The 24,709-nt window shown below is 67.7% G+C and carries 20 protein-coding genes; 8 read left to right on the top strand and 12 right to left on the bottom strand.

Going from position 1 to position 24,709, the window contains the following annotated elements; all coding sequences use genetic code 11:
- Positions 1–37: 37 nt before the first annotated feature.
- Positions 38–958 (bottom strand): anti-sigma factor family protein, encoded by a 921-nt coding sequence (locus OG379_RS19755; protein ID WP_405664516.1) that lies wholly within the window; start codon positions 956–958, stop codon positions 38–40.
- Positions 955–1,653, bottom strand: coding sequence for an RNA polymerase sigma factor SigM (gene sigM, locus OG379_RS19760; RefSeq protein ID WP_405664518.1), 699 nt, complete (start codon positions 1,651–1,653; stop codon positions 955–957). Before sigM ends, OG379_RS19755 begins: the two co-directional genes overlap by 4 nt.
- A gap of 316 nt (positions 1,654–1,969) precedes the next feature.
- Between sigM and OG379_RS19765 the strand changes: the two genes are divergently transcribed.
- Positions 1,970–2,227: a hypothetical protein gene (locus OG379_RS19765; RefSeq protein WP_405664520.1), complete on the top strand. Its 258-nt coding sequence runs from the start codon at positions 1,970–1,972 to the stop codon at positions 2,225–2,227.
- Between the two features lie 71 nt (positions 2,228–2,298).
- Here OG379_RS19765 and OG379_RS19770 read toward each other — a convergent pair whose 3' ends face one another.
- The 3 genes from OG379_RS19770 to OG379_RS19780 all read right to left on the bottom strand — a co-directional run bounded on the left by OG379_RS19770 (position 2,299) and on the right by OG379_RS19780 (position 8,650).
- Entirely contained in the window at positions 2,299–4,014 is a 1,716-nt protein-coding gene (locus tag OG379_RS19770) for a serine/threonine protein kinase (RefSeq protein ID WP_405664522.1), read from the bottom strand.
- A 129-nt stretch (positions 4,015–4,143) separates the two neighbouring features.
- The gene (murJ, locus tag OG379_RS19775; RefSeq protein ID WP_393763663.1) at positions 4,144–6,303 is read right to left on the bottom strand and encodes a murein biosynthesis integral membrane protein MurJ; all 2,160 of its coding nucleotides are present in this window, start codon (positions 6,301–6,303) and stop codon (positions 4,144–4,146) included.
- Between the two features lie 49 nt (positions 6,304–6,352).
- Positions 6,353–8,650, bottom strand: coding sequence for a DUF6049 family protein (locus OG379_RS19780; protein ID WP_405664524.1), 2,298 nt, complete (start codon positions 8,648–8,650; stop codon positions 6,353–6,355).
- A gap of 180 nt (positions 8,651–8,830) precedes the next feature.
- Here OG379_RS19780 and OG379_RS19785 point away from each other — a divergent pair, with 180 nt between their 5' ends.
- Positions 8,831–10,273 (top strand): CCA tRNA nucleotidyltransferase, encoded by a 1,443-nt coding sequence (locus OG379_RS19785; protein WP_405664526.1) that lies wholly within the window; start codon positions 8,831–8,833, stop codon positions 10,271–10,273.
- Between the two features lie 96 nt (positions 10,274–10,369).
- Here the strand turns inward: OG379_RS19785 and OG379_RS19790 are convergent, their stop codons facing one another.
- The 3 genes from OG379_RS19790 to OG379_RS19800 all read right to left on the bottom strand — a co-directional run bounded on the left by OG379_RS19790 (position 10,370) and on the right by OG379_RS19800 (position 13,596).
- Positions 10,370–11,659, bottom strand: coding sequence for an MFS transporter (locus OG379_RS19790; RefSeq protein WP_405664528.1), 1,290 nt, complete (start codon positions 11,657–11,659; stop codon positions 10,370–10,372).
- Between the two features lie 90 nt (positions 11,660–11,749).
- A complete protein-coding gene (locus OG379_RS19795; protein WP_405664530.1) occupies positions 11,750–12,832 on the bottom strand; it encodes an inositol-3-phosphate synthase in 1,083 nt (360 codons plus the stop codon).
- Between the two features lie 62 nt (positions 12,833–12,894).
- Positions 12,895–13,596: a helix-turn-helix transcriptional regulator gene (locus tag OG379_RS19800; RefSeq protein ID WP_405664532.1), complete on the bottom strand. Its 702-nt coding sequence runs from the start codon at positions 13,594–13,596 to the stop codon at positions 12,895–12,897.
- A 386-nt stretch (positions 13,597–13,982) separates the two neighbouring features.
- Between OG379_RS19800 and OG379_RS19805 the strand changes: the two genes are divergently transcribed.
- Together OG379_RS19805 and OG379_RS19810 are read left to right on the top strand one after the other, a co-directional pair.
- Positions 13,983–16,664 carry a transglycosylase domain-containing protein gene (locus OG379_RS19805; RefSeq protein ID WP_405664534.1) on the top strand — a complete coding sequence of 894 codons (2,682 nt, stop codon included), beginning with the start codon at positions 13,983–13,985 and terminating at the stop codon, positions 16,662–16,664.
- Positions 16,665–16,833: 169 nt separating this feature from the next.
- Entirely contained in the window at positions 16,834–18,339 is a 1,506-nt protein-coding gene (locus OG379_RS19810; RefSeq protein ID WP_405664536.1) for a glycosyltransferase family 87 protein, read from the top strand.
- Between the two features lie 12 nt (positions 18,340–18,351).
- Here the strand turns inward: OG379_RS19810 and OG379_RS19815 are convergent, their stop codons facing one another.
- The 3 genes from OG379_RS19815 to OG379_RS19825 form a co-directional block, all read right to left on the bottom strand.
- A complete protein-coding gene (locus OG379_RS19815; RefSeq protein WP_099173255.1) occupies positions 18,352–19,383 on the bottom strand; it encodes an alanine racemase in 1,032 nt (343 codons plus the stop codon).
- 78 nt (positions 19,384–19,461) lie between these two features.
- Positions 19,462–20,580, bottom strand: a complete 1,119-nt coding sequence (locus OG379_RS19820) for a peptidoglycan bridge formation glycyltransferase FemA/FemB family protein (RefSeq protein WP_033296787.1) — start codon at positions 20,578–20,580, stop codon at positions 19,462–19,464.
- A gap of 174 nt (positions 20,581–20,754) precedes the next feature.
- Positions 20,755–21,111, bottom strand: coding sequence for a hypothetical protein (locus OG379_RS19825; protein WP_393763679.1), 357 nt, complete (start codon positions 21,109–21,111; stop codon positions 20,755–20,757).
- 285 nt (positions 21,112–21,396) lie between these two features.
- Here OG379_RS19825 and rpsF point away from each other — a divergent pair, with 285 nt between their 5' ends.
- The 4 genes from rpsF (at position 21,397) to rplI (ending at position 23,120) form a co-directional block, all read left to right on the top strand.
- Positions 21,397–21,687 (top strand): 30S ribosomal protein S6, encoded by a 291-nt coding sequence (gene rpsF / locus OG379_RS19830; RefSeq protein ID WP_006604399.1) that lies wholly within the window; start codon positions 21,397–21,399, stop codon positions 21,685–21,687.
- A gap of 71 nt (positions 21,688–21,758) precedes the next feature.
- On the top strand, positions 21,759–22,376 hold the full coding sequence (locus OG379_RS19835) for a single-stranded DNA-binding protein (protein WP_375147162.1): 618 nt from the start codon (positions 21,759–21,761) through the stop codon (positions 22,374–22,376).
- A 42-nt stretch (positions 22,377–22,418) separates the two neighbouring features.
- Positions 22,419–22,655 carry a 30S ribosomal protein S18 gene (gene rpsR / locus OG379_RS19840; protein ID WP_003967857.1) on the top strand — a complete coding sequence of 79 codons (237 nt, stop codon included), beginning with the start codon at positions 22,419–22,421 and terminating at the stop codon, positions 22,653–22,655.
- A gap of 18 nt (positions 22,656–22,673) precedes the next feature.
- Positions 22,674–23,120, top strand: coding sequence for a 50S ribosomal protein L9 (gene rplI / locus OG379_RS19845; protein WP_014155197.1), 447 nt, complete (start codon positions 22,674–22,676; stop codon positions 23,118–23,120).
- A 146-nt stretch (positions 23,121–23,266) separates the two neighbouring features.
- Here rplI and OG379_RS19850 read toward each other — a convergent pair whose 3' ends face one another.
- A complete protein-coding gene (locus OG379_RS19850; protein ID WP_405664538.1) occupies positions 23,267–24,604 on the bottom strand; it encodes an MATE family efflux transporter in 1,338 nt (445 codons plus the stop codon).
- Between the last annotated feature and the right edge of the window lie 105 nt (positions 24,605–24,709).

Consider the following 24,709-nt stretch of genomic DNA (forward strand, 5'->3'; position numbering starts at 1 on the left):
GCATTCCCGAAATACCGGTCTGCCTCCCGGCAGGCCTTCAGGGGCGTGTGTAGGAGTGTGTGAGCAGCAGCTGTCCCTTTGCCGCGGGGGCGGAATCCACACAGGCTGCGTCGACGACATAGGCCTGGACGCGAGTCGAGTCAGTGGCATCGGGCAGGACGACAAGGAATGCGGCCGCCCCTTCGTAGCTGCCCTCTTCCACAGCCAGAGCAGGCGCGTCCCTGCCGGTGCCCTGTTGGACGCAGGGCGGAACATCCACGATCGGTGCACGCAGAGGAGTACGGGGGGAGGCGGCGCCGGGGGGCAGATCCCCCGGGGAGGACTTGGTGTCCATCGACGGCTTGCCTGGGTCATCGCCAGCAGCCTCGGACGCCTCCGCCTCGCTCAGAAGCGTATGGACGCGGCCTTCCAGCGTGCCCTTCGAGAAGTCTTCTCGGCTCCCCTCCGCAGCGCTGACTCCGCTGTCAGCCATCTTGCCGGCTGAGTCCTGGGACACCTGGACGGACTGGAGCAGGAAGACACTCACGCCGACTGCGGCAGCACCGAAGGCGGTGCCCAGGATCACGGTGCGGCGCCGACGACGGGCGGGACTCCGGCCGGGGCCAGTGGCGCCACGAGGGCGGCCCGCGGGCCGAGGAGCTGCCGTGCTGCCGTCTGCCGCTGTTTCACGTGAAACAGGAGGCTCTGCGATGGGTGCCGGGGCGGCGGTCGCAGCCTCCGATGCCAGTGCCGCGTCGATCCGGTCGGCTACGTCGTCGGGCATGCGTTCAGGGAGGGGCCCGCCCTCCCCCAGCAGCGCGCGGATCTCTTCCAGCGACGAGCGGATCTCGGCGCACTCTTCGCAGGCGCCGATGTGGCGGCGGAGTTCTGCTTCGCGGGACGGCTGGAGGAGACCTTCGGTGAGGTCGGAGATCTCGGAGACGTCCGGGTGCTGAGCCGTGTCGGCTGTGGATGTCATGCGAGCCCACCTCCACCCTTTACGCCGGCAGGATCACCATGGCCTGCGTCTCTTGGTCCTGACGCCGGTGGGACGGATGGCCCCTGCGTCCGGTTCCTTTCCATGGAGACGTCCTTGCCTTCCTCTCTGTTGGTCCGCAGATGGGTCAGCAGTGGGAGGAGTCTGGCCCGGCCACGAGCACAGCGGCTCTTCACGGTGCCGATCGGTACGTCGAGGATGCGGGCAGCCTCGGCGACGGGGTAGGCCTGCATATCCACCAGGACGAGCGCGGCGCGCTGCTCGGCGGGCAGCGTGGCCAGTGCGGCCAGGAGCTCTCGGTGCAGGTCCTGCCGCTCGGCGGGAGCCTCGGCGGATTCGTGAGGCTCCATGAGCTGGTCGAGCCGCTCGGTGTCGTCGACCGGTGCGGTCTTCCGGGAGGCGGCCTTGCGGGCACGGTCCAGGCAGGCGTTGACGGTGATCCTGTGCAGCCATGTGGTCACGGCGGACTGGCCGCGGAAGGTATGAGCGGCACGGAACGCGGAGACAAGGGCATCCTGCACGGCGTCGGCTGCTTCCTCACGATCGCCCAGTGTGCGCAGGGCCACGGCCCAGAGGCGGTCACGGTGTCGTCGCACGAGCTCACCGAAGGCGTCAGGGTCGCCTGCGACGTGCTGGGCCAGGAGATCCTGGTCGCTGGGCGGGTCGGATTGATGCACTGTCCCCCTCCCTACTTCTGGGCCCTGTCGGCATGTGATCGGTAACACTCTTTCTTGATCTTGCTGCGGACAGTCCGAGTGCACGTTTTTGATCATGGTCTGGCCGACCTGGTCAGAGTGCCGGCCTGTCTATCACGGTTCGACGGAGGAGAGCATAGAGATGAAGCCGCCTAGCTTTAAGAAGACGGCGCCATGAGTATCTCAGTCGCAACGCTTGCTGGTGTGGGCGTTGTTGGAGGAGCGGGTACGGCAAGTGCCGCTGCGCTGTGCCCTGGCAGCGTGATCGAAAGAATGAGCGTGGACACCGGCTGGTTCGATGTACGCGAACGGCGGTTACAGCTGTGCCGTAGCTATCCCCAGGAACCCCGGCGTCAAGCTTCAGATGGGGGTCTTCACCACGGTGAACGGCGGCACCCAAGTTTCCGACTACGGTCTCTACAGCCAGTACGCAGGACCTGTCACGATCTACGCGAAGGGCACGTGCGTGCAGTTCGGCGGGCGCATAGGCATGGTCGGCACGGAGATCGAGTGGGGCCACTGCGGCTGGACACCCACTGCCGTGACACCGCGATGAGACGTGTGCGGGGTCACGCAGGCGGAGGCGCGAAACGGGCCGGTGAGGAGTTTCCTCGCCGGCCCGTTCGTTCAGCCGAGTACCGAGATCTCCGAGATGCCGCCCCGGAAGCCTGATGAGCCGTCGGGAGGCAGCTCAGCGATACGGACCAGAATGTAACGGGTCCGGACCGGCTCGGTGAGGGTCTTGCGTACGGTGCTCCCCGCCGTCTCCAGGTTCGTGAGGCGATGAGGGAAGTCGGACAGCGACGTGGGCTGGGAAGCATCTTCGCCTGCTGCCAGCACTTCGGCCTTCTGCTGGCCCCGGTACATCTTGATGTCGATGCCGGCGACATCCTGTGCGCTGCCGAGGTCAACGATTATGCCGCTGCCCTGCTTGCGGTTCGCAAGGTTGCCGAAGTTGGCATAACCCACGTACCGGGGAGTGACCCAAGCGGTGTCCGACTTGCCGTCGATGGTGTTCGGAACATCCTGCTGCTGAATTCCGGAACCGCTGGGAGTGAACTCCTCGGCGTCGACGATGCGGAGGTCCTTGAGGTGGGCCGGCTCCTTGTTGTCGGCACCGTCCTCGGCGGTCGGTGTCGGGGCCGGGTCCCCGGAGTCGTTGTCACGGTTGAGCACGGTTTCGGCCAACTGCCAGCTGCCGAGACCCAGAGCGGCGATGAGCAGCGCGGAGACGGCCCACTTGAGCGCCCTGCCCGTGCGGCTCTGGAGAGGGGGCGGAGGGGCCGCGATGACAGGCTGGGTGGCCGAGGTGGGCCGTACCGACGGGCGCCCGTAGGTGCCCTGCTGATACGTCGTGCGCTGGTACTCCGGCGGCGCCGTGAAGGCGGGTTCCGGCGGCAGGATGCGGGGCATGGCCGCAACGGCCTTGGCCAGCTCGTCCGGGGTGGTGCACGGCTGTTCCTGGCGTGACGCGGTGGCGCCGTCGTTGGCGAGCGCCCGCATGGCCAGTTCGGACAGACCTCGATGGACGCCGGCCCGCACCTGGTCCGGAGGAATCAGGCCCAGGTCCTTGGGGAGCCCGGTGAGACCGTAGGCATCGCTCTCGTAGGGCCAGCGCCGGGTGAGGGCCGCGTAGAGCAGTGCGCCGATGGCCTCGGTGTCGGTGCGCAGCGGCTGATCGGCGGTGATTCCGCGCAGCGCGGCGTTCACGGCCAGGCCGCGGATCCGGTACTGCCCTGTCGAGCTGCGCAGTACGGCGCCGGGGGTGAGGCGCAGATGCGCGAGCCCCTCGCGGTGTGCGGCGGCCATGGCCTGGGAGATCTGGCTCACGAGCTGGTAGGCGTCGTGGGCTTCGAAGGGACCTGCGGCCAGCAGCGCCGTGAGCTCGGTGGCATCGGGGAGCCATTCGTGGACGACGTAGACGAGGTCGTCCTCCTCCACGGCGTCCAGGACCTGGACGAAGCGCGGGTCGCCGAGCAGCGCCGAGGAGCGGGCCGCAGCCAGCACCGAGCGGGCACGCGGATGATCGGCGGGCAGGAGGTGTACGCCTACCGCGCGCCGCAACTTCTCGTCGACGGCACGCCAGCTGCTGAATCCGTCCAGTCGAGTGACGCACTCCTCGAGGCGGTACCGTCCGGCCAGTTTGTGACCGCTGTGCAGGTCGGGCGACGCCGGCACGGTGTCCGAGCTGTCACGCCCGCTCTCCGCGTCCTGCGGGCCTGCGCCCTCTGAGTCCTGGGTTTGTGCCGTCCCGTCGGTCGTGGCCGCGTCCGCCTTGGCGGACGGCGGCTCGTCGCCGCCGTTGTCGGCCACGTCGACGGCAGCCGTGCTACGTTCCGCCACCGTCGTTCCTGCCTCCCCATTCGTTGCGCGATGCCAGCCAGCTCTGCACAGTCACGCCAATTGTGCCCACACTCCGGCGCTATGCACGACACGCGGTGTCCAGCGATGGTTGTGCGGATCGGAGCGCATTCAGCGTCCGAGCCGGCCTCGGACCATGCCGACCATGCCGTTGAGCTCCTCGATACGCATCTTCTTCGCAGCGACGAAGAAGATGCCCAGCAGGATGACGCTCCCACAGACCAATGCCACCACGGAGCCGCCGGCCCCTTCGCCCAGGGCCTTCAGAAGAGCGAAGCCCACGCCGCCGCCGACCAACGCCGCGGGGATCGCGGCCAGGCAGAGACGGGCGTAGGTCCGCACCACACGGGCTCCGTCGAGGTCCCCGCCGAGGCGGCTGCTGAGCCGTCGCCAGGCGATGCCGACACCGACCGCGTAGGCCAGCCCGTAGGAGGCCGCCATCCCCACGACTGCCCACTGCGCCGGAAGAATCACGTAGCAGAGGGCGGAAGCCGCGGCATTGACCGCTGCCACGATCACCGTGTTGTAGAAGGGGGTGCGGGTGTCCTCGTACGCGTAGAACCCGCGGAGTACGACGTACTGCACGGAGTACGGGATGAGGCCGAGGCCGAACGCCATCAGGATGAAGCCCATCGACCGTGCGGCCTCGGTGCCGCTGGAGGCGTAGAGCAGGGTGCACATCGGCAGGCCGAGCGCGAGGAAGGTGAAGGCGACCGGAACGATGGCCACCGCCGAGTTGCGCAGACCCTGCGAGATGTCGTCTCGGACGGCTCCCGGGTCGTTGTCATGGGCGGCGCGGGAGATGCGGGGCAGCAGGGCCGCCATGACCGAGACGGTGATGATGGCCTGCGGCATGCCCCAGATCAGCTGGGCGTTCGAGTAGGCGAGGAAGCCCGTGCCGTCCTTGCCGGAGAGGCTGCCCGCCGAGGTCGCCAGCTGGGTGACGACGATGACGCCTGCCTGGTTGGCCAGCACGAACAGGACGGTCCACTTGGCGAGCTTGATCGTCTTCCCGAGTCCGTGGCCCTTCCAGTCGAAGCGGGGACGGAAGCGGAACCCGGCCTCGCGGAGGTACGGGATCATGGCCAGGGCCTGCACGACCAGACCGAGCAGGGTGCCGATGCCGAGGAGCTGGACGCCCTCCGGCGGGATCGTCTCCACGCCCATCCGGGACTCGGCCGAGGTGCCGTAGACCCAGATGAACAGGCCGAAGGTGAAGATCATGACGATGTTGTTCAGGACCGGGGTCCACATCATCGCGCCGAACCGGCCGCGGGCATTGAGGATCTGGCCCATGACCACATGGATGCCCATGAAGAAGATGGTCGGCAGGCAGTAGCGGGCGAAGGTGACCGCGACGCTGTTGGCGGCCTCCTTGTTCGCGATGGTCGGCGACATCATGTGGATGAGCCATGGCGCAGCGAAGACGGCCAGGGCGACGATCACAGCGAGGGCGACCATGACCAGCGTCAGCAGCCGGTTGGCGAAGGCCTCGCCGCCGTCCTCGTCGTCCTTCATGGACCGGACGAGCTGGGGAACGAAGACCGAGTTCAGCCCACCGCCCACGGTGAGGATGTAGATCATCGTCGGCAGGGTGTAGGCGATGGTGAAGCTGTCACCGAGCAGGGCCGCGCCCAGCGCCGCGGTGATCACGAGGCTGCGGACGAAGCCGGTGAGACGGGACACCAGGGTGCCCGCCGCCATCACCGCACTGGACTTCAGTATTCCGGCGGCACGGCCTCCGGACTTCGGCGGCACGGGTGCCGGAGCCGGCTCGGGCTCGGCGGGAGGGCCGGGAGGCCGGCCCGACCCCTCCTGGTCGCGGAAGAGGTGTGCGAAGGCGTCCTGCTCGCCACGGTCGCCGGAGGCCTGGGTGACCAGGTCGTCCACACCTACGTACTGAGTGGTCGCTGCGTGGTCGCCGTAGGGAAGGTGCCGGGAGGGGCCTGCAGGCTCCGGTGGCGGCGTCTGGGCCCAGATCCGGGGGTCGGGGGCGTACTGGGCAGCGGGAGGCTGCTGGTAGAGGGCCTGCGGCTCCTGATAGGTGCCCGGAGGCGGCGGAGGATGCGAGGCGCGGTCGTAGAGCGCCTCGGCCACCGGGTCCTGGGCCGCGAGGTCCTGGGCACGGTACGGGTCGTGGTCGTACGCGTGCTGCAGGTACGGGTCGGGTGCCTCCCCGTCCTGCCCGGCGCCCGGTGGCACCGGCGGACCGCTGGAAGACCCAGCTCCGCCCGCGCCCTGGCCGCGGTCACCGTCGTACGGCGCGTTCATCGAAACCCCACCTCATTGTCCCCGGCCGACAGGCCCCGACAGACATCGCTCAACGGTCCACTTTCTCACCCGGGCCCGACGGGTTCCCGCTTTCCGGACCGGTGTCCGGCGTCGGGTCACTCGGCTGCTCGGGTTCGCCGCCGTTGTTCTCCACTGCGCCGCCCGCGACGGTGCGCTTGCGGTGGGTGTACATCCTGATGCCCGCCAGGACCAGCAGCAGCAGTCCGCCGGCGATCACCAGGAGCACGGTCGGTGTGACTTCCGAGACCTTCACGGTGAAGGTCATCTCCTCGCCGTAGGGCACGCCGTCCGCGGTGAAGAGCCGCGCCGTGACCTGGGCCTGCCCGTTGGCATTGGCCGAAGCGTCGAACTTCACGGACTGGCTGTGCCCACCCGCGATCTCGACGGGCTTTTCGGCGACCGCTCCGCCGTCGTTGAGCTTGAGCCGTGTGGCGTTGCCCGAAGTCAGACGGAGGACGAGGTGATCGACACCCTGGACCAGTTTGTTCTGCACGGTCACAGGAATCGTGGCGCTGCGCCCGGACAGGGTCACATCCGACTTCGTGATCAGCTGGACCTCGTTGCTGAGGCCCTGCAGATAGGTGCGGACGTCGTCACGGTACCGCTGCGCCTCCAGCGGCTTGCCGCGCCAGGACGTCGACACGGAGCGGTTGATCGCGTTCCCGAAGGGGGTCACCACCCGGTCGGGCTGCGTCAGGATGACCTGGAAACTGTCGAGCGAGTCCTGCGTCGTCCTGATGTCCTGGAACGCCTGGGTGGGCAGCTCCTGGCTCCGCAGCTTCTTCGGGTACCGGGAGGCGCTGGGGACCTTGGTGATGGCTTGTGAGTCAGGCTTCTGCTCCGCTGCCGCTGTCAGGTCGAGTGGCTGTGTCCAGTGTTCGGCCGTGAGGGCTTGGAGCGCGCGAGCCATGCTCTGTGCCTGAGCAGCGGTGGGAGTCCGCTGCGGGGCGACGACGATGCTGCGCTCCTTGTCGGGAGCCTGCTCCGTCACCGCCAGCGTCTGGGCCAGGAATTTCTGGACAGCCAGGGTCGAGGCGCCGGCCTTGGACATGTCGCCGGTGAACGCGGTGGAGAGCCGGTGGTCGGAGACGACGGCGGTGGTGCCACCACCGATCGGCCGCGCCGATGTAGGCGTGTAGGGAAGCCCACCGGTCTCCTGCAGGCTGTCGCTGCGGGCGATCACCTTGTGCGCCCCGGCGGAGGTGGCGACGTCGACGACCGAGGGATCGATCGCACCGTCCACGGGCCAGGCGAAGTCGGTGGACGGCTTCACATGAAGGACGGTCTCCACCGTCGTGCCCGCGACCTCGGTCGCGGTCTGCAGATGGCTGAGGGCACCCGAGACGTTCTTGCCTCGGTGGGCGATGGACGCGAGATCGGGGTCGGCGAACGGCAGAGCCACCACCTTCCCCTCCTTCACGGCCGCTTGCAGGTCGGTGAGCCACTTCTTGGCAATGGCCTGGTTCGTCCCCGCGACCGTGGTGTCGCCGGCCTTCACGCGATAGTTCTTCGTCATCGCATCGACAGAGGCCAGCAGGTCCGGGTCGATCACCCAGGTGACAGGAAGCTGGCGCCCCAGAGAGACCAGCTGTTCAAGGCGCCCGCCGGGAGCGAGTTCGAGAGCCAGATCGTCATTGGCGAACACCGGGGTCTGCTGTTCGTCGGACCCCGTCTCCGCTGTGACATGTGCCGATGCGATCAGCGGCCAGAGGAAGGTGAGCTTGGTCTTGCTCTCGGCGTCCTCCGGCTGCCACGGCAGGAAGGTCCGCTGGATGCCGAGCACCTGGTCGTAGGCGTAGTCGGTGGTACGGCCCGTGAGGGATACCCCGAGCTGGTAGACGCCCCCTTCGCCCAGGTCCAGCTTGTCCACCGGCACGGCGAGGGTGAAGTCCCGGCTGGCCCCGGCCGCGAGCTCGGGGACCTTCAGCGTGTAGTCGCCGCCGAGCTTGGCCGGGTCACTCCCGGGCAGGTACCCGGTGCGCTTGGCGGCCTCGTCGACCGCGCCCCTGCCGGACAGCCTCGGCCCGACACGCAGGTCGACCTCCGAGTCCGTGACCGTCTTGTTCCCTCTGTTCGTGAGGGTGCCGGAGACGGTGAGAGTGTCGCCCTCGACCGGTGTGCTGGGCGCCAGCGTGTCCAGGGACACATCGACGGTGCGCGAACCGGTCGGGGCCTTGGTGGCCCCCTCGGCCTGAGCCGAGGGCGCTGCGGGACCGGCCAGTAGGCCGGCGATCAGTGGTGCCCCGACGATCAAGGAGGCTGTGCGCCGGAGCCACCGGCGGGCAGGGGAGGGATTCATCCCCTGAAAGTCTGCCGCCTCGGCCACGCGTATCCGTCCCTCGTCGTCGTCAGCTGGTGCCGGCCCTGCCGGTTTCTGCGTCCACGCATGGTAACGATGCGCCCGACGCCTGAGTGCCGGGGACCGTGCCACATGATCGGCAGAGTCTCGCAGGGACGCAAGAAACGATGACGCCCGGGCCGGTCGGTGCACGTACCCTTTTCTGTTGTGCCGAACGCCAACGAAGACAGCCCCCGTGCACTGAGTCAGGTGCAGCACCGCGCAGTCAGCGAACTGCTGCGGGTGTCCCCCGTCGCCGATGACCTCGCTCTCCGATTCCAGGAGGCCGGATTCGGCCTCGCCCTGGTCGGCGGGTCCGTCCGCGATGCGTTGCTCGGCAGGCTCGGAAACGACCTGGACTTCACGACCGACGCCCGCCCGGAGGACGTACTCAAGATCGTCCGCCCCTGGGCCGACTCGGTCTGGGAGGTCGGAATCGCGTTCGGCACCGTCGGCTCGCAGAAGGACGGCTATCAGATCGAGGTGACGACCTACAGGTCGGAGGCGTACGACAGGACCTCACGCAAGCCCGAGGTTTCCTACGGCGACTCGATCGAGGAAGACCTCGTACGCCGTGACTTCACGGTCAACGCCATGGCCGTCGCCTTGCCGCAGAAGGAGTTCATCGACCCCCACGGCGGCCTCGACGACCTGGCTCAGCGCGTCCTGCGGACTCCGGGCACACCTGAGGCGTCCTTCTCCGACGATCCGCTGCGCATGCTGCGTGCCGCTCGTTTTGCCGCGCAGCTGGACTTCGAGGTGGCTCCCGACGTCGTCAAGGCCATGACGGACATGGCGGGGCGAATCGAGATCGTCTCGGCCGAGCGGGTCCGTGAGGAACTCAACAAACTGCTGCTCTCCGGCCACCCCCGTAAGGGACTGGGACTCCTCGTGGACACAGGTCTGGCCGACCGGGTGCTTCCCGAGCTTCCTGCCCTGCGCCTGGAAAGTGATGAGCATCACCGTCACAAGGACGTCTATGAGCACTCCCTGACCGTCCTGGAGCAGGCCATCGATCTGGAGGAGGACGGTGCGGATCTCGTGCTGCGCCTCGCGGCCCTGCTCCACGACATCGGGAAGCCGAGGACGCGGCGCTTCGAGAAGGACGGCCGCGTCTCCTTCCACCACCACGAGGTGGTGGGGGCCAAGATGGCCAAGAAGCGGATGACCGAGCTCAAGTACTCCAACGACATGGTCAAGGACGTCTCCAAGCTCGTGGAGCTGCATCTGCGCTTCCACGGTTACGGCGACGGGGAATGGACCGACTCCGCGGTGCGCAGGTATGTGCGGGACGCGGGGCCGCTGCTGGACCGTTTGCACAAGCTGACGCGCTCCGACTGCACGACGCGGAACAAGCGCAAGGCGAACGCCCTGTCGCGCACCTACGACGGGCTCGAGGAGCGCATCTCTCAACTGCAGGAGCAGGAGGAGCTGGAGGCGATCCGGCCCGACCTGGACGGCAACGAGATCATGCAGATCCTGGGCGTGGGGCCCGGCCCGGTGATCGGCAAGGCCTACTCGTTCCTGCTGGAGTTGAGGCTGGAGAACGGCCCGATGGAACGCGATGCCGCGGTTGCCGCCCTCAAGGAGTGGTGGGCCGCACAGGGCTGAGGAGCCCGCCATGTTTCACGTGAAACATGGCGCCGGGCGCCAAGGGTGAGCCAAGGCAGCGGGTGAGGGGTGATGTTTCACGTGAAACATCGCCCCTCACTCCTTGATGTGTGCGCGCTGGAGCGCGATGCTCACCCGTCGCCGGTGAATCATGGCCATCGAGACGATGGCGTAGAGCACGGCGACGCTCAGCACCAGGACGACGGACCGCCCGTCAGGGGGAAGTGCGAGGGCGGACACTCCGGCGGCGGCGACGAAGGCGACGTTGAACAGCACGTCATAGAGCGAGAAGACCCGGCCGCGATAGGCGTCATCCACGGAGGTCTGCACCTCGGTATCCGTTGCGATCTTCGCTCCCTGGGTCACCAGCCCCAGTACGAATGCCGCCACGAGCATCGGGCCGGGGGTGAACGGGAGCCCCAATGAAGGCTCCAGGACTGCGGCTGCACCGGCGCACGCCGCCAGCCATCCGTACCGCCCGAAGCGTCCGACCGCCCACGGGGACATGAGAGCGGCGACGAAGTACCCGGCCGCCGAGGCGCCGAGCACGAGTCCGAGGAGGGCGAGGCCGTCGGACTCGCTGTCGGACCAGGCGTAGCGGCACAGCATCAGCACCATCACCGTCAGCGCTCCGTAGCAGAAGCGGAGCACCGTTATGGCCGCGAGCGCGTACGCCGCGTCCCTTCGCTCTGCCAGATGGCGCAACCCCGCGACAAGCCCCCGGGCGGTGGTGCCGAGTGCCTCACGCAGTGGCACATGGTGCAGATCCCGATCCGGTCCGAGGAGCGTGCGGGGCAAGGACAGGGAGGCCAGTGCCGAGAGGAGGTAGAGGACCGCGCCCAGCAGGACCACGGCGGCATCGGACCCGTCCGTCAGTAGACGGATGCCCAGGGCCAGGCCCCCGCCGACAGTGGCGGACAGTGTCCCGGCCGTCGGGGAGAGCGAGTTGGCGAGGACGAGCCGCTCGGTGTCGACGACACGAGGGAGGGCTGCCGAAAGTCCGGCCAGCACGAAACGGTTGACGGCGGTGACGCAGAGCGCGGAGACGTAGAAGAGCCAGTCCGGTACGGAACTCAGGAGCAGCAGGGCCGTGCAGCAGGCCAGTGCGGCGCGCAGCAGGTTCCCGTACAGGAAGACCTGGCGGCGGGGCCAGCGGTCGAGCAGGACTCCCGCGAACGGGCCGATCAGGGAGTACGGGAGCAGGAGCACAGCCATGGCGGAGGCGATGGCACCGGGCGTGGTCTGGTTCTCCGGCGAGAAGACGACGTACGTGGCGAGTGCGACCTGATAGACGCCGTCGGCCGACTGGGAGAGAAGTCGTACGGCGAGCAGGTGACGGAAGTTCCGAAGGCGCAGGAGTACGCCCAGATCACGCACGACAGGCATGTGTGCAAGGGTCACACATGCGGGGGGCCTCCGGGCGCATTGCCCGGGGACCCCCCGACATGGAGAAGCGTGCAGCAGTGATCCGCTGGATCAGCGCTCGACGTCGCCGGCGATGAACTTCTCGACGTTCTCGCGGGCCTCGTCGTCGAAGTACTGGACCGGCGGGGACTTCATGAAGTACGAGGAGGCCGAGAGGATCGGGCCGCCGATGCCGCGGTCCTTGGCGATCTTCGCAGCGCGCACGGCGTCGATGATGACACCGGCGGAGTTCGGGGAGTCCCAGACCTCGAGCTTGTACTCCAGGTTCAGCGGAACGTCACCGAAGGCGCGGCCCTCGAGGCGCACGTACGCCCACTTGCGGTCGTCCAGCCAGGCCACGTAGTCCGAGGGGCCGATGTGGACGTTGTCCGCACCGAGCTCGCGGTCACGGATCTGCGAGGTGACGGCCTGCGTCTTCGAGATCTTCTTGGACTCCAGGCGCTCACGCTCGAGCATGTTCTTGAAGTCCATGTTGCCGCCGACGTTCAGCTGCATCGTGCGGTCGAGGACGACGCCCCGGTCCTCGAAGAGCTTCGCCATCACGCGGTGCGTGATGGTGGCGCCGACCTGGGACTTGATGTCGTCGCCGACGATCGGGACACCGGCCTCGGTGAACTTGTCGGCCCACTCCTTGGTGCCGGCGATGAACACCGGGAGAGCGTTGACGAACGCGACCTTGGCGTCGATGGCGCACTGCGCGTAGAACTTCGCAGCCACTTCGGAACCGACGGGCAGGTAGCAGACGAGGACGTCGACCTGCTTGTCCTTGAGGACCTGGACGATGTCGACGGGGGCGTCGGCCGACTCCTCGATCGTCTCGCGGTAGTACTTGCCCAGGCCGTCGTGGGTGTGGCCGCGCTGAACGGTCACGCCGGTGGTCGGCACGTCGGCGATCTTGATGGTGTTGTTCTCGCTGGCGCCGATGGCGTCCGCGAGGTCGAGGCCGACCTTCTTCGCGTCGACGTCGAAGGCGGCGACGAACTCGACGTCGCTCACGTGGTACTCGCCGAACTGAACGTGCATCAGACCGGGCACCTTGCCGGCCGGATCGGCGTCCTTGTAGTACTCGACGCCCTGCACCAGCGAGGCGGCGCAGTTGCCCACGCCGACGATGGCTACGCGAACCGAACCCATGCCGATTGCTCCCTGTGTGTTCTCGGTGTTCCCCGATGACGCCTTGCGGATCTGCGGGGATATCACTTGGTGTCGTCGGACGGATCCGGTCGGGTGTCATCCCGGTGCCGGGGCAGGCCGCCCGTCTCTCCTGATGTGTCGTGCTGAGTGGAGCCCTCGGGCGAGGATCGTCGCTGATCCTGTCCCGACCGCTCGCTCTCGATGAGCTCGTTCAGCCAGCGCACTTCGCGCTCCACGGACTCCATGCCGTGCCGCTGCAGCTCAAGCGTGTAGTCGTCGAGTCGTTCACGGGTGCGGGCGAGAGAGGCGCGCATCTTTTCGAGGCGCTCCTCCAGCCTGCTGCGGCGTCCTTCGAGCACGCGCATCCGCACCTCGCGCTCCGTCTGTCCGAAGAAGGCGAAACGAGCCGCGAAGTGCTCGTCCTCCCAGGAATCCGGACCGGTGTGCGAGAGCAGCTCCTCGAAGTGCTCCTTACCTTCTGCCGTCAACCGGTAGACGATCTTGGCGCGGCGCCCGGCCAGCGAGGACGAGGGGGCGACCCCACGGCCTGTGGCAGGTGGCTGCGCCGGAATGCTTCCCGGTTCCTCGATCAACCAGCCGTTGGCGACCAGCGTCTTGAGGCAGGGGTAGAGGGTGCCGTAGCTGAAGGCGCGGAAGATCCCCAGCGACGTGTTGAGGCGCTTGCGCAGCTCGTACCCGTGCATGGGTGACTCGCGGAGCAGGCCGAGTACGGCGAATTCGAGGATGCCGGAGCGTCTGCTCATCTTCGCCTCCTCCTCCGCCTGGTACTTCCACGGGCCGTCGAACCCACCTTATGCCGTGCTGATGTATCGACTCGATACATCAGCACGATAGATCGACCCGTGATGTTCGACAAGAGGGGGGTCCGTGAGCGGCGTCACATCCCCGATTCATAGGGAGTGACTTGCGTAATTTGGGGTGAAGTTCGGTCCCCGGAGGTTTTTGACCGTGCGTAGTCTGTGCGGCATGCAGACCACCGGGAACCGTGAGACGCCGTCGAGCGTCAGTAATCGCGGACTGTCGGATGTACTGCGGGTGAGCCTTCCGCACGGCTTGTCCGTAATTCGGGGGGACCGGATCTCAACTGCCGCTTCCAGGCGCTCTCGCCTGCCCGAGGAGTAGTCGTTCGATGAGCGAGCACCGTCGCAAAACGCCGCAACCGCAAGGTGGCGGGCGCGCAGCGGCCAGACGAGCCGCCCAACAGCCTGCTGGACGCCGCACCGATTCGTCACGCAGAGCTACGTCAGCATCACCTTCCGAAGCGCATGGCGAGGAGCCGTCGTACGGCGGCCGTGCCGAGGCCCGTCGAGCCGCCCAGCGCGGCGGGGGCAGGCGGCGGGGAGGTGGCGACAGCAGTGGTCACGAGGGCCGTGGCCGGGGTCGCGCCGACTCCGGCAAGAAGCGCTTCATCGACTACCCGCGGGCCGGCAAGTACGGCTTCCGGCGCTGGGTTCCGTCGTGGAAGCTGGTCTCCGGCCTGTGCCTGGGCTTCCTGGGCCTGCTGATGGGAGCGGCCGGCATCGCGTACGCGCTGGTGGTGCCGCCCGAGATCAAGGACCTGGCCACCGCGCAGAACAACGTCTACTACTGGGACGACAACACCCAGATGGTCGCCACGGGCGGTTCCGTCAACCGCCAGGAGATCGATTACGCCCAGATCCCCGTCGCGATGCGGAACGCCGTCATCTCGGCCGAGAACAAGTCGTTCGAGTCCGACAGGGGCATCGACCCGATGGGTATCGCCCGCGCCTTCTGGAACATGGCCCGGGGCGGTGACACCCAGGGCGGGTCCACGATCACCCAGCAGTACGTGAAGAACTCGCGGCTCACCCAGGACCAGACCCTCAGCCGGAAGTTCAAGGAACTCTTCATCACGCTCAAGGTCGGCGAGACCGTGGGCAAGAAGGAGATCATGGCGGGGTACCTCAACGTCTCCTACTACGGACGGGGTGCCTCGGGGCTTCAGGCAGCGGCGCGTACGTACTACGGCAAGGATGCCGAGAAGCTCAACGAGAGCGAGTGCGCCTTCCTGGCGACGCTGCTCAAGGGCGCGAGCTACTACGACCCTGCGGGTGCCCCGGAGGTCGACAAGGTGAACGCCACGGCGGAGAAGAACACCGAGCGGGCCAAGAGGCGCTGGAGCTGGATCCTCGACGAGGAGGTCAAGGACGGCCGGCTGAGTGCGGCCAAGCGCGCGACGTTCACCGAGTTCCCCATGCCGGATCCGCCGAAGAAGGACGCCAAGCTGGGCGGCCAGACCGGATACCTGGTGGACCTCGCCACGAAGTACTTCCTCGCGCACAACGACCAGGGCGTCACCGAGAAGGAACTGGCCCAGGGCGGCTACGAGATCCACACGACCTTTAGCAAGAAGAAGGTCTCGGACCTCGAGAAGTCGATCAAGAAGGTGTACGCCGCCAGGATCGACCCCGAGAAGCGCCCCGACAAGGACACGCACGTCGAGTTCGGCGGTGCGTCGGTGGACACCAAGACGGGCGCCATCATCGCCACGTACGGCGGTCAGGACGCGACGCAGCACTACACCAACAACGCCGACGCGACCGGTGCGCAGGTCGGCTCGACGTTCAAGCCGTTCGTGCTGGCGGCCGCCATGGAGCATGGGAAACGTGATCCCGAGCTTGGCGAAGACCAGAGCGATTCGGAGCGCACGCCTGTCTCGCCGAAGAGCATCTACAACGGCGACAACAAGCTGAAGATCAATCAGTACAACGGTCAGGTCTGGCAGAACAAAGAAGGCAAGGAGTGGCTCCAGACCAATGACGGAGACCGCGACTACGGAGACATCTCCCTCCGCTACGCCATGCAGGAGTCGGCCAACTCCCCCTACGTCCAGCTCGGCATGGACGTCGGCACCGACAAGGTGAAGGAGGCCGCCCTGGCTGCGGGGTTGCGGGACGACGAGTACCTGGCGGACTCGAACTTCCCCTCGTTCTCCATCGGGACGTCCTCGCCGAGCGCCATCCGGATGGCCGGCGCGTACTCCACCTTCGCCACCAGCGGCAAGCAGCGGGAGCCCTTCTCGGTCACCGAGGTGAAGCACAGGGGCGAGGTCATCTACCAGCACGACACGGTGACCAAGACCGCCTTCCCCAGCGTCGTCGCTGACAACGTCACCGACGTGCTGAAGAACGTCGTCGAGAACGGGACAGGCCGTCCGGCCCAGATCCCCGGGCGGGACGTGGCCGGCAAGACCGGCACCACCGACGGCAACAAGTCTGCCTGGTTCGTCGGCTACACCCCGCAGATCTCGACGGCCGTCAGCATGTTCCGGATGGACGACGACGAGACGAAGAAGAACCGCAAGTTCCTGGAGATGTACGGCACGGGTGGCGAGAAGTCGATCCACGGAGCCTCGTTCCCGGCGCAGATCTGGCAGGACTACATGACCGACGCGGTGAAGGGCACGAAGGTCGTGAACTTCCCGAAGCCGGAACCGGTCGGCGAGACGATCTACTGCGCCTCCTGCGCCAGCCCGACCCCGACGCCGAGCCCGACGCCTTCGCCTTCGGAGTCCAGCAAGGAGCCGACGCCGTCTCCCACACCGTCGTCCCCGACCCCCTCGCCGAGTGAGACGTGCGCGCCGCTCGACTGGGAGTGCAGGAACAACGAGGACGGCGGGACCACCAACGGCAACGGCAACGAAGGGACCACCGAGGGGGCGACCGACGGTGGGACGGACGCCGGTGCCACCGACGGTGGGACGGACACCGGGACGACCGAAGGCACGACCGAGGGCACGACCGAGGGCGAGGAGAACGGCCGCGGGGGGATCTTCGGCGGCGGCGGTTAGCACTCCTCAGGGCGGCGTGGATGACACCACCTGCCCTCCGGGAGCCCTGTGAGGGGCCTTCCGGGCACGTACGAGAGGGCCGTCGGCACCTGCCAGGTGCCGACGGCCCTTCGTGTGTCCCGGACGCGGGCAACGCCCGCACACAGCCCCGTACGGCAGGATGTGCGGCATGCCAAGCGCAGAAGACACGAGCGTGCACCAGGAGCCGTCCGTCGTACCGCCCACGCGACAGGACGAGATCGCCGCAGCGGGCAGCGAACTGATCGGCGGGCCCGCGGGCCGCTGGGCACGGTTCGGATCGGGGCCGCTCACACCGGTGCGCGTCATCGCGCTCCTGGCGATCGGGATGTTCGCGCTCGGCATGGTGCAGAAGATCCCCTGCTACGACTGGGCGTGGTTCCGCGGAACCAGCTCGCAGTACGCGCACGCGTGCTACTCGGACATCCCGCACCTCTACGTCGGACGCGGCTTCGCCGACGGCCTCGTGCCGTACTTCGACCGGCTGAACGGCGACATGGCGTACCTCGAGTACCCCGTCCTGACGGGCCTCTTCATGCAGGTCGCGTCCTGGCTGACGCTCACGCCGTCCTCGGACCCCGCACAGCAGCGCGAGCAGATGTACTGGATGGTCAACGCGGGCATGCTGATGATCTGCGCCGTGATCATCGTGGTGTGCGTAGCCCGTACGCACCGGCGCCGCCCCTGGGACGGTCTGCTGGTGGCGCTCGCACCCGCGCTCGCGCTCACCGCGACGATCAACTGGGACCTGCTCGCCGTCGCGCTGACCGCCGCGGCGATGCTCATGTGGTCGCGGGGCAGGAGCGTGGCCTTCGGGATCCTCATCGGCCTCGCCACCGCCGCGAAGCTCTACCCCGTGCTGCTCCTCGGGCCCCTGCTGGTGCTGTGCTGGAGGGCCGGGAAGTGGCGGGAGTACGGAACGGCGCTCCTCGGCGCGGCCGCGGCCTGGCTGTTGGTCAACCTGCCGGTGATGCTGTACGCCCCCGAGGGGTGGAAGAAGTTCTACACGTTCAGCCAGGAACGGCAGATCGACTACGGCTCGTTCTGGCTGATCATCACCCAGCGCACCGGCCGGCCCATCGACGTGGACACGGTGAACACGGCCTCGGTGCTCCTGATGGCCGTGCTGTGCGCGGGGATCGCGGGGCTGGCACTGACCGCCCGGCACCGGCCGCGCTTCGCCCAGCTGGCGTTCCTCGTGGTGGCCGCCTTCATCCTGACGAACAAGGTCTACTCACCGCAGTACGTGCTCTGGCTGATCCCTCTGGCCGCGCTCGCCAGGCCTCGCTGGCGGGACTTCCTCGTCTGGCAGGCCTGCGAGGTCATGTACTTCCTGGGGATCTGGTTCTACCTCGCGTACACGACGAGCGGAGACAAGCACCAGGGGCTGCCGCAGGACGGCTATCAGGTCGCGATCGCCCTGCACCTCGCGGGAACGCTCTACCTCTGCGCCCTGATCGTCCGGGACATCCTGAGGCCGGAGCGGGATCCCGTAAGGCTCGACGGGTCCGACGATCCCTCGGGCGGGGTGCTCGACGGGGCGCCGGACCACAAGGCACTCCTGCAGGTGCAGCCTCACCCGGACCGGAACACAGCACCCGCGGTCGAAGGACCGCGGGTGGAGTGGGGCACTGCCGGAAGAACGGCGTCCGACTGAGGGAGGGCCGGGCTACCGGTCCACGAGGCGGTCGAACTGGGTGGTGGTGTGACGCAGGTGAGCCACCAGTTCGTCACCGACCCTCGGCTCCTGGGCGTCCGACGGCACGAAGAGGATCGACACCTGCATGTGCGGCGGCTCGGCGAACCAGCGCTGCTTGCCCGCCCAGACGAACGGCGACAGGTTGCGGTTGACCGTGGCCAGCCCGGCGCGTGCGACGCCCTTGGCACGCGGCATCACTCCGTGCAGGGCCTTCGGTGCCTCCAGACCGACCCCGTGGGAGGTTCCGCCTGCGACGACGACCAGCCATCCGTCGGACGCGGCCTTCTGCTGGCGGTAGCCGAAACGGTCCCCCTTGACCACGCGCGTGACGTCGAGCACCGCGCCGCGGTACTCCGTCGCCTCGTGGTCGCCGAGCCAGAGCCGTGTGCCGATGCGCGCGCGGAAGCGGGTCTGCGGGAACTGCTGCCGCAGCCGCGCCAGCTCCTCGGCCCGCAGATGGCTGACGAACATCGTGTGCAGCGGCAGCCGGGCGGCGCGCAGACGGTCCATCCAGGTGATGACCTCCTCGACCGCGTCCGACCCGTCCGTGCGGTCGAGCGGCAGGTGCAGCGCGAAGCCTTCGAGGCGTACGTCCTCGATGGCCGCATGCAGCTGGCCGAGCTCCTCCTCCTTCACACCGTGGCGCTTCATCGAGCTCATGCACTCGATGACGACGCGCGCGCCGACCAGGGCGTGCACACCGTCCACGGAGGAGACGGAACGGATCACGCGGTCGGGCAGCGGTACCGGCTCCTCGCCCCGGCGGAAGGGCGTGAGCACCAGCAGGTCGCCGCTGAACCAGTCCTTGATGCGAGCGGCCTCGTAGGTGGTCCCGACGGCCAGAGTGTCGGAGCCGAAGCGGATCGCCTCGTCGGCCAGGCGCTCGTGTCCGAAGCCGTAGCCGTTGCCCTTGCAGACGGGTACGAGGCCCGGGAACTGGTCCAGGACGGACTTCTGGTGCGCCCGCCAGCGCGCGGTGTCGACGTAGAGGGAGAGCGCCATGGCCGGCCCGGAACCTTTCTGGTGGCTGCGGTGTGGGTGAGAGAGGGGAGAAGCTGATGGATGGTGGTCAGGATGCGCTCAGCGGCGCGACATGTACATATCGAGCGCCTTGTGCAGCAGCTTGTTGAGGGGGAAGTCCCACTCGCCGACGTACTCGACGGCCTCCCCGCCCGTGCCGACCTTGAACTGGATCAGGCCGAAGAGGTGGTCGGTCTCGTCCAGCGAGTCGCTGATGCCGCGCAGGTCGTAGACGGTGGCGCCCATCGCGTACGAGTCGCGGAGCATCCGCCACTGCATGGCGTTGGAGGGACGGACCTCGCGGCCGATGTTGTCCGAGGCGCCGTAGGAGTACCAGACGTGCCCGCCGACGACGAGCATCGTGGCAGCCGACAGGTTCACGCCGTTGTGCCGGGCGAAGTAGAGCCGCATGCGGTTGGGGTCCTCGGAGTTGAGCACCGACCACATGCGCTGGAAGTACGAGAGCGGGCGCGGCCGGAAGTGGTCGCGCACGGCGGTGATCTCGTACAGCCGCTGCCATTCCGCGAGGTCCTCGTAGCCGCCCTGGACCACTTCGACGCCGGCCTTGTCGGCCTTCTTGATGTTGCGCCGCCAGAGCTGGTTGAAGCCCTTGAGCACGTCCTCGAGGGAGCGGTTGGCCAGCGGCACCTGGAAGACGTAGCGGGGCTGGACGTCGCCGAAGCCGGCGCCGCCGTCCTCGCCCTGCTGCCAGCCCATCTTCCGCAGCCGGTCCGAGACCTCGAAGGCGCGCGGCTCGATGTGGCTGGCCTCGACGTCACGCAGCCGCTTCACGTCGGGGTCCTGGATGCCGGACTTGATGGCGGCCGAGTCCCAGCGGCGGATGACCACGGGAGGGCCCATCTTGACCGAGAACGCACCCTGCTGCTTCAGGTGGGCGAGCATCGGCTGGAGCCACTCGTCCAGATTCGGGGCGTACCAGTTGATGACCGGCCCCTCGGGGAGGTACGCGAGGTAGCGCTTGATCTTGGGCAGCTGGCGGTAGAGCACCAGCCCGGCGCCGACCATCTCGCCGTTCTTGTCGAACCAGCCCAGGTTCTCCGAGCGCCATTCGGTTTTCACGTCAGCCCACGCCGGGACCTGGCAGTGACTGGCCGAGGGCAGACTCTGGATGTATGCCAGATGCTGTTCTCGGCTGATGGTCCTCAGGGTCAGGCTCATGCGGGGCGCTCCTCGGCAGGTGTGTCCCCATCGGTCAGGGGCTCCGGCTCTCGCGCCGAAGCCTACTGTGACCGAGGGGCGCCCGGTCCGGCCCGTCAGGACCGCACCGGGCGCCACCCCCGCGGGATTGCCCGGCCGTGCACCGCACGGGACGGCCTGCCCCGGCTCTGCCGGTCAGGTGATGACGCCGCCGAAGAGGCCGCCGTGCGCCATACCGAGGTAGAAGCCGACGGCGGACGCGCCGATCCCCATGATCAGACCGAACCGCTCCCAGGTGGTCCTGGAGATGTACTGCCCGTAGATGCCGGTCAGGATGCCGATCAGGCCGGCCCACGAGCTGAGCAGGTGCAGGCTGTGGAACATCGCCGTCACGAACGCGAGGACACCGAGGACCCCGGTCACCACCATCAGCGTTTCCTGGAGCGGATGGGGCTTGCCGTCCGTGGCGAAGAGGGACCCGGTAGCGGAACGGTCATCGGCCACCCGGCTGGGGGCGGACCGGCTGCCGGCAGGTCGGACTGTCTGTGCCATGGAGTACCTCCTGGCGGGAAGGGCGGTGCGATGTAGCGCCTCTCACACCGCATCTGTCTTGATTGTGCGCCCTGAACACCGGATTTCAACCGGAAGCCGGTCTGCGGGTAGTCTGTACGGTCTGCACCGGTGTCTGCCTTGAGCCAGCACTGCAGCCCCCCTCGATTCTGTAGACGGGCGTTGTCAGTGGCGGCTGTTTTACTCGGAGACACTGATGCTTACGCATCACGACCCTCCTGCCACGGAACGACCGTGGCCGCTGAGTCCAAAGGAGGTGGGTTCCACATGCGTCACTACGAGGTGATGGTCATCCTCGACCCCGATCTCGAGGAGCGCGCAGTCTCCCCGTTGATCGAGAACTTCCTCTCCGTCGTCCGTGAGGGCAACGGAAAGGTCGAGAAGGTCGACACCTGGGGCCGTCGTCGTCTCTCTTACGAGATCAAGAAGAAGCCTGAGGGCATCTACTCGGTCATCGACCTGCAGGCCGAGCCTGCGGTCGTCAAGGAGCTCGACCGACAGATGAACCTGAACGAGTCGGTCCTCCGGACCAAGGTCCTCCGTCCCGAGACCCACTGAGCATCTAGCTCAGCGGTCATCGGGTTCGAGTAGCAAGCAGCCAGAAGCAATCCCCGCCGAGAGGTTCACCCATGGCAGGCGAGACCGTCATCACGGTCGTCGGCAATCTCGTCGACGACCCCGAGCTGCGCTTCACCCCGTCCGGTGCGGCGGTCGCGAAGTTCCGTGTCGCGTCCACTCCCCGCATCTTCGACCGTCAGACCAATGAGTGGAAGGACGGCGAAGGCCTGTTCCTCACCTGCTCGGTCTGGCGTCAGGCGGCGGAGAACGTCGCGGAGTCGCTTACGCGAGGCATGCGCGTCGTCGTGCAGGGCCGGCTGAAGCAGCGGTCCTACGAGGACCGTGAGGGCGTCAAGCGCACGGTCTACGAGCTGGACGTCGAGGAAGTCGGCCCCAGCCTGAAGAACGCCACGGCCAAGGTCACCAAGACCACTGGTCGCGGTGGCCAGGGCGGCGGCCAGGGTGGATACGGCGGCGGCCAGCAGGGTGGCGGCAACTGGGGCGGCGGTCCCGGTGGCGGTGGCCAGCAGGGCGGCGGCGGTGCTCCCGCCGACGACCCGTGGGCCACCAACGCACCGGCCGGCGGCCAGCAGGGCGGGGGCCAGCAGGGCGGCGGGGGCGGCTGGGGCGGAAGCTCCGGCGGCTCCGGCGGTTCCGGCGGCGGCTACTCGGACGAGCCGCCCTTCTAGGGCTGCTCGTACCCCACTTCTTGATCACACAGGAGAAACACAATGGCGAAGCCGCCTGTGCGCAAGCCTAAGAAGAAGGTCTGCGCGTTCTGCAAGGACAAGACCCAGTACGTGGACTACAAGGACACGAACATGCTGCGGAAGTTCATTTCCGACCGCGGCAAGATCCGTGCCCGCCGCGTCACCGGCAACTGCACGCAGCACCAGCGTGACGTCGCCACGGCAGTCAAGAACAGCCGTGAGATGGCGCTGCTGCCCTACACGTCCACCGCGCGATAAGGGAAGGGTGACCGAATCATGAAGATCATCCTCACCCACGAGGTCACTGGCCTCGGTGCTGCCGGCGACGTCGTGGACGTCAAGGACGGGTACGCCCGTAACTACCTGGTTCCGCGTGGCTTTGCCATTCGCTGGACCAAGGGTGGCGAGAAGGACGTGGCGCAGATCCGCCGCGCCCGCAAGATCCACGAGATCGCGACGATCGAGCAGGCCAACGAGATCAAGGCCAAGCTCGAGGCCGTGAAGGTCCGTCTGGCTGTTCGCTCCGGCGACGCCGGCCGCCTCTTCGGTTCCGTCACCCCGGCTGACATCGCCTCGGCGATCAAGTCCGCCGGTGGTCCGGACGTCGACAAGCGTCGCGTCGAGCTCGGCTCGCCGATCAAGACGCTCGGCGGACACCAGGTGTCCGTCCGTCTGCACCCCGAGGTTGCCGCGAAGCTCGGTATCGAGGTCGTTGCTGCCTAAGGGCAAGGCTCATCAGAGCTAGGTGAAGGGCCGCACCCCTGGGTGCGGCCCTTCGTCGTTTCACGTGAAACCGGGCTGGGGGGTCACGTGAAGGAGCGGTTTCACGTGAAACGGCACCACCCGGCTCCTGCTCAGGTGGACGCGGTTCAGCGCGTGGCTCCGGTCACGATCCAGCGGCCGGAACGCATACGCATCCACAGGGTCACCAGCCGGACGGCCATCATCAGCGTCATCGCCCCCCAGAGAGCGGTGAGGCCTCCTCCGAAGGTGGGGACGAGGAGTGCGGCAGGGGCGAAGACGGCCAGGGTCAGGACCATGGCCCAGGCGAGATAGCGGCCGTCCCCTGCTCCCATGAGTACGCCGTCGAGAACGAAGACCACCCCGGAGATCGGCTGGGAGAGAGCCACGACCAGCAGCGCCGGCAGCAGGGTGTCCTGTACGGATGTGTCGCCCGTGAACAGTGGGACGAAGAGCGGCCGGGCGAGCACGATGACCACCCCGAGGATGACCCCCGAGCCGATCCCCCACTGGACCATCCGGCGGCAGGCCTCGCGGGCGCCCTTGGCGTCGTCCGCCCCCAGATAGCGGCCGATGATGGCTTGCCCGGCGATGGCGATGGCGTCGAGCGCGAAGGCGGCAAGGCTCCAGAGAGACAGGATGATCTGGTGGGCAGCGGTATCCGTGTCACCGAGACGGGCGGCGACGGCGGTCGCGATCATCAGGACCGCCCTCAGCGAAAGCGTACGGATCAGAAGAGGTACGCCTGCCTGGGCGCTCGCTCGGATGCCCGCCGCGTCGGGCCGCAGCGATGCCCCGTGCCGACGCGCTCCACGGACCACGACGATCAGGTAGACGAGCGCCATGCCCACCTGGGCGATGACGGTGCCCCATGCGGATCCTGCGATGCCCAGCCCGGCCCCGTAGACGAGCCCGGCATTGAGAGCTCCATTGGCCGCGAATCCGCCGATGGCGACGTAGAGCGGTGTCCTGGTGTCCTGCAATCCGCGTAGGACACCTGTCGCCGCGAGCACCACGAGCATGGCGGGGATGCCGAGGCTGGAGATCCGCAGATAGGTGGTGGCGTACGGGGTCGCGGTGTCGGAGGCCCCGAAGATGTCGACCAGCCACGGAGCCAGTGGGAGGGTGACTGCAACGACAGCGGCACCGATCAGCAGGGCGAGCCAGATGCCGTCCATGCCCTGACGGATGGCGGAGGCCAGATCTCCCGCGCCGACCTGGCGGGCGACCGCGGCTGTGGTGGCGTAGGCGAGGAAGACGAAGACGCTCACCGCGGTCGTGAGAAGGGCAGCGGCGACCGCCAGGCCGGCCAGTTGAGGAGTGCCGAGATGGCCGACGATGGCGCTGTCGACCATGACGAAGAGGGGCTCGGCAACGAGCGCGCCGAAGGCCGGGACGGCGAGTGCGATGATCTCGCGGTCGTGCCGGCGGCGGGAGGGCGGCTGTGCCGTGTGCGCCTGGGTCATGGGGGTAAATCTAATCTTCCACAGGTAAGAGATGCAATGCAGCTGAGGCCCTTACTTTGGCCGGGTTTCCGGGTTCGCTGGAGGACCGTTTCCCGTGATCTTGAG

It is taken from the genome of Streptomyces sp. NBC_01166, from assembly GCF_045039765.1.
Lineage (GTDB): Bacteria > Actinomycetota > Actinomycetes > Streptomycetales > Streptomycetaceae > Streptomyces.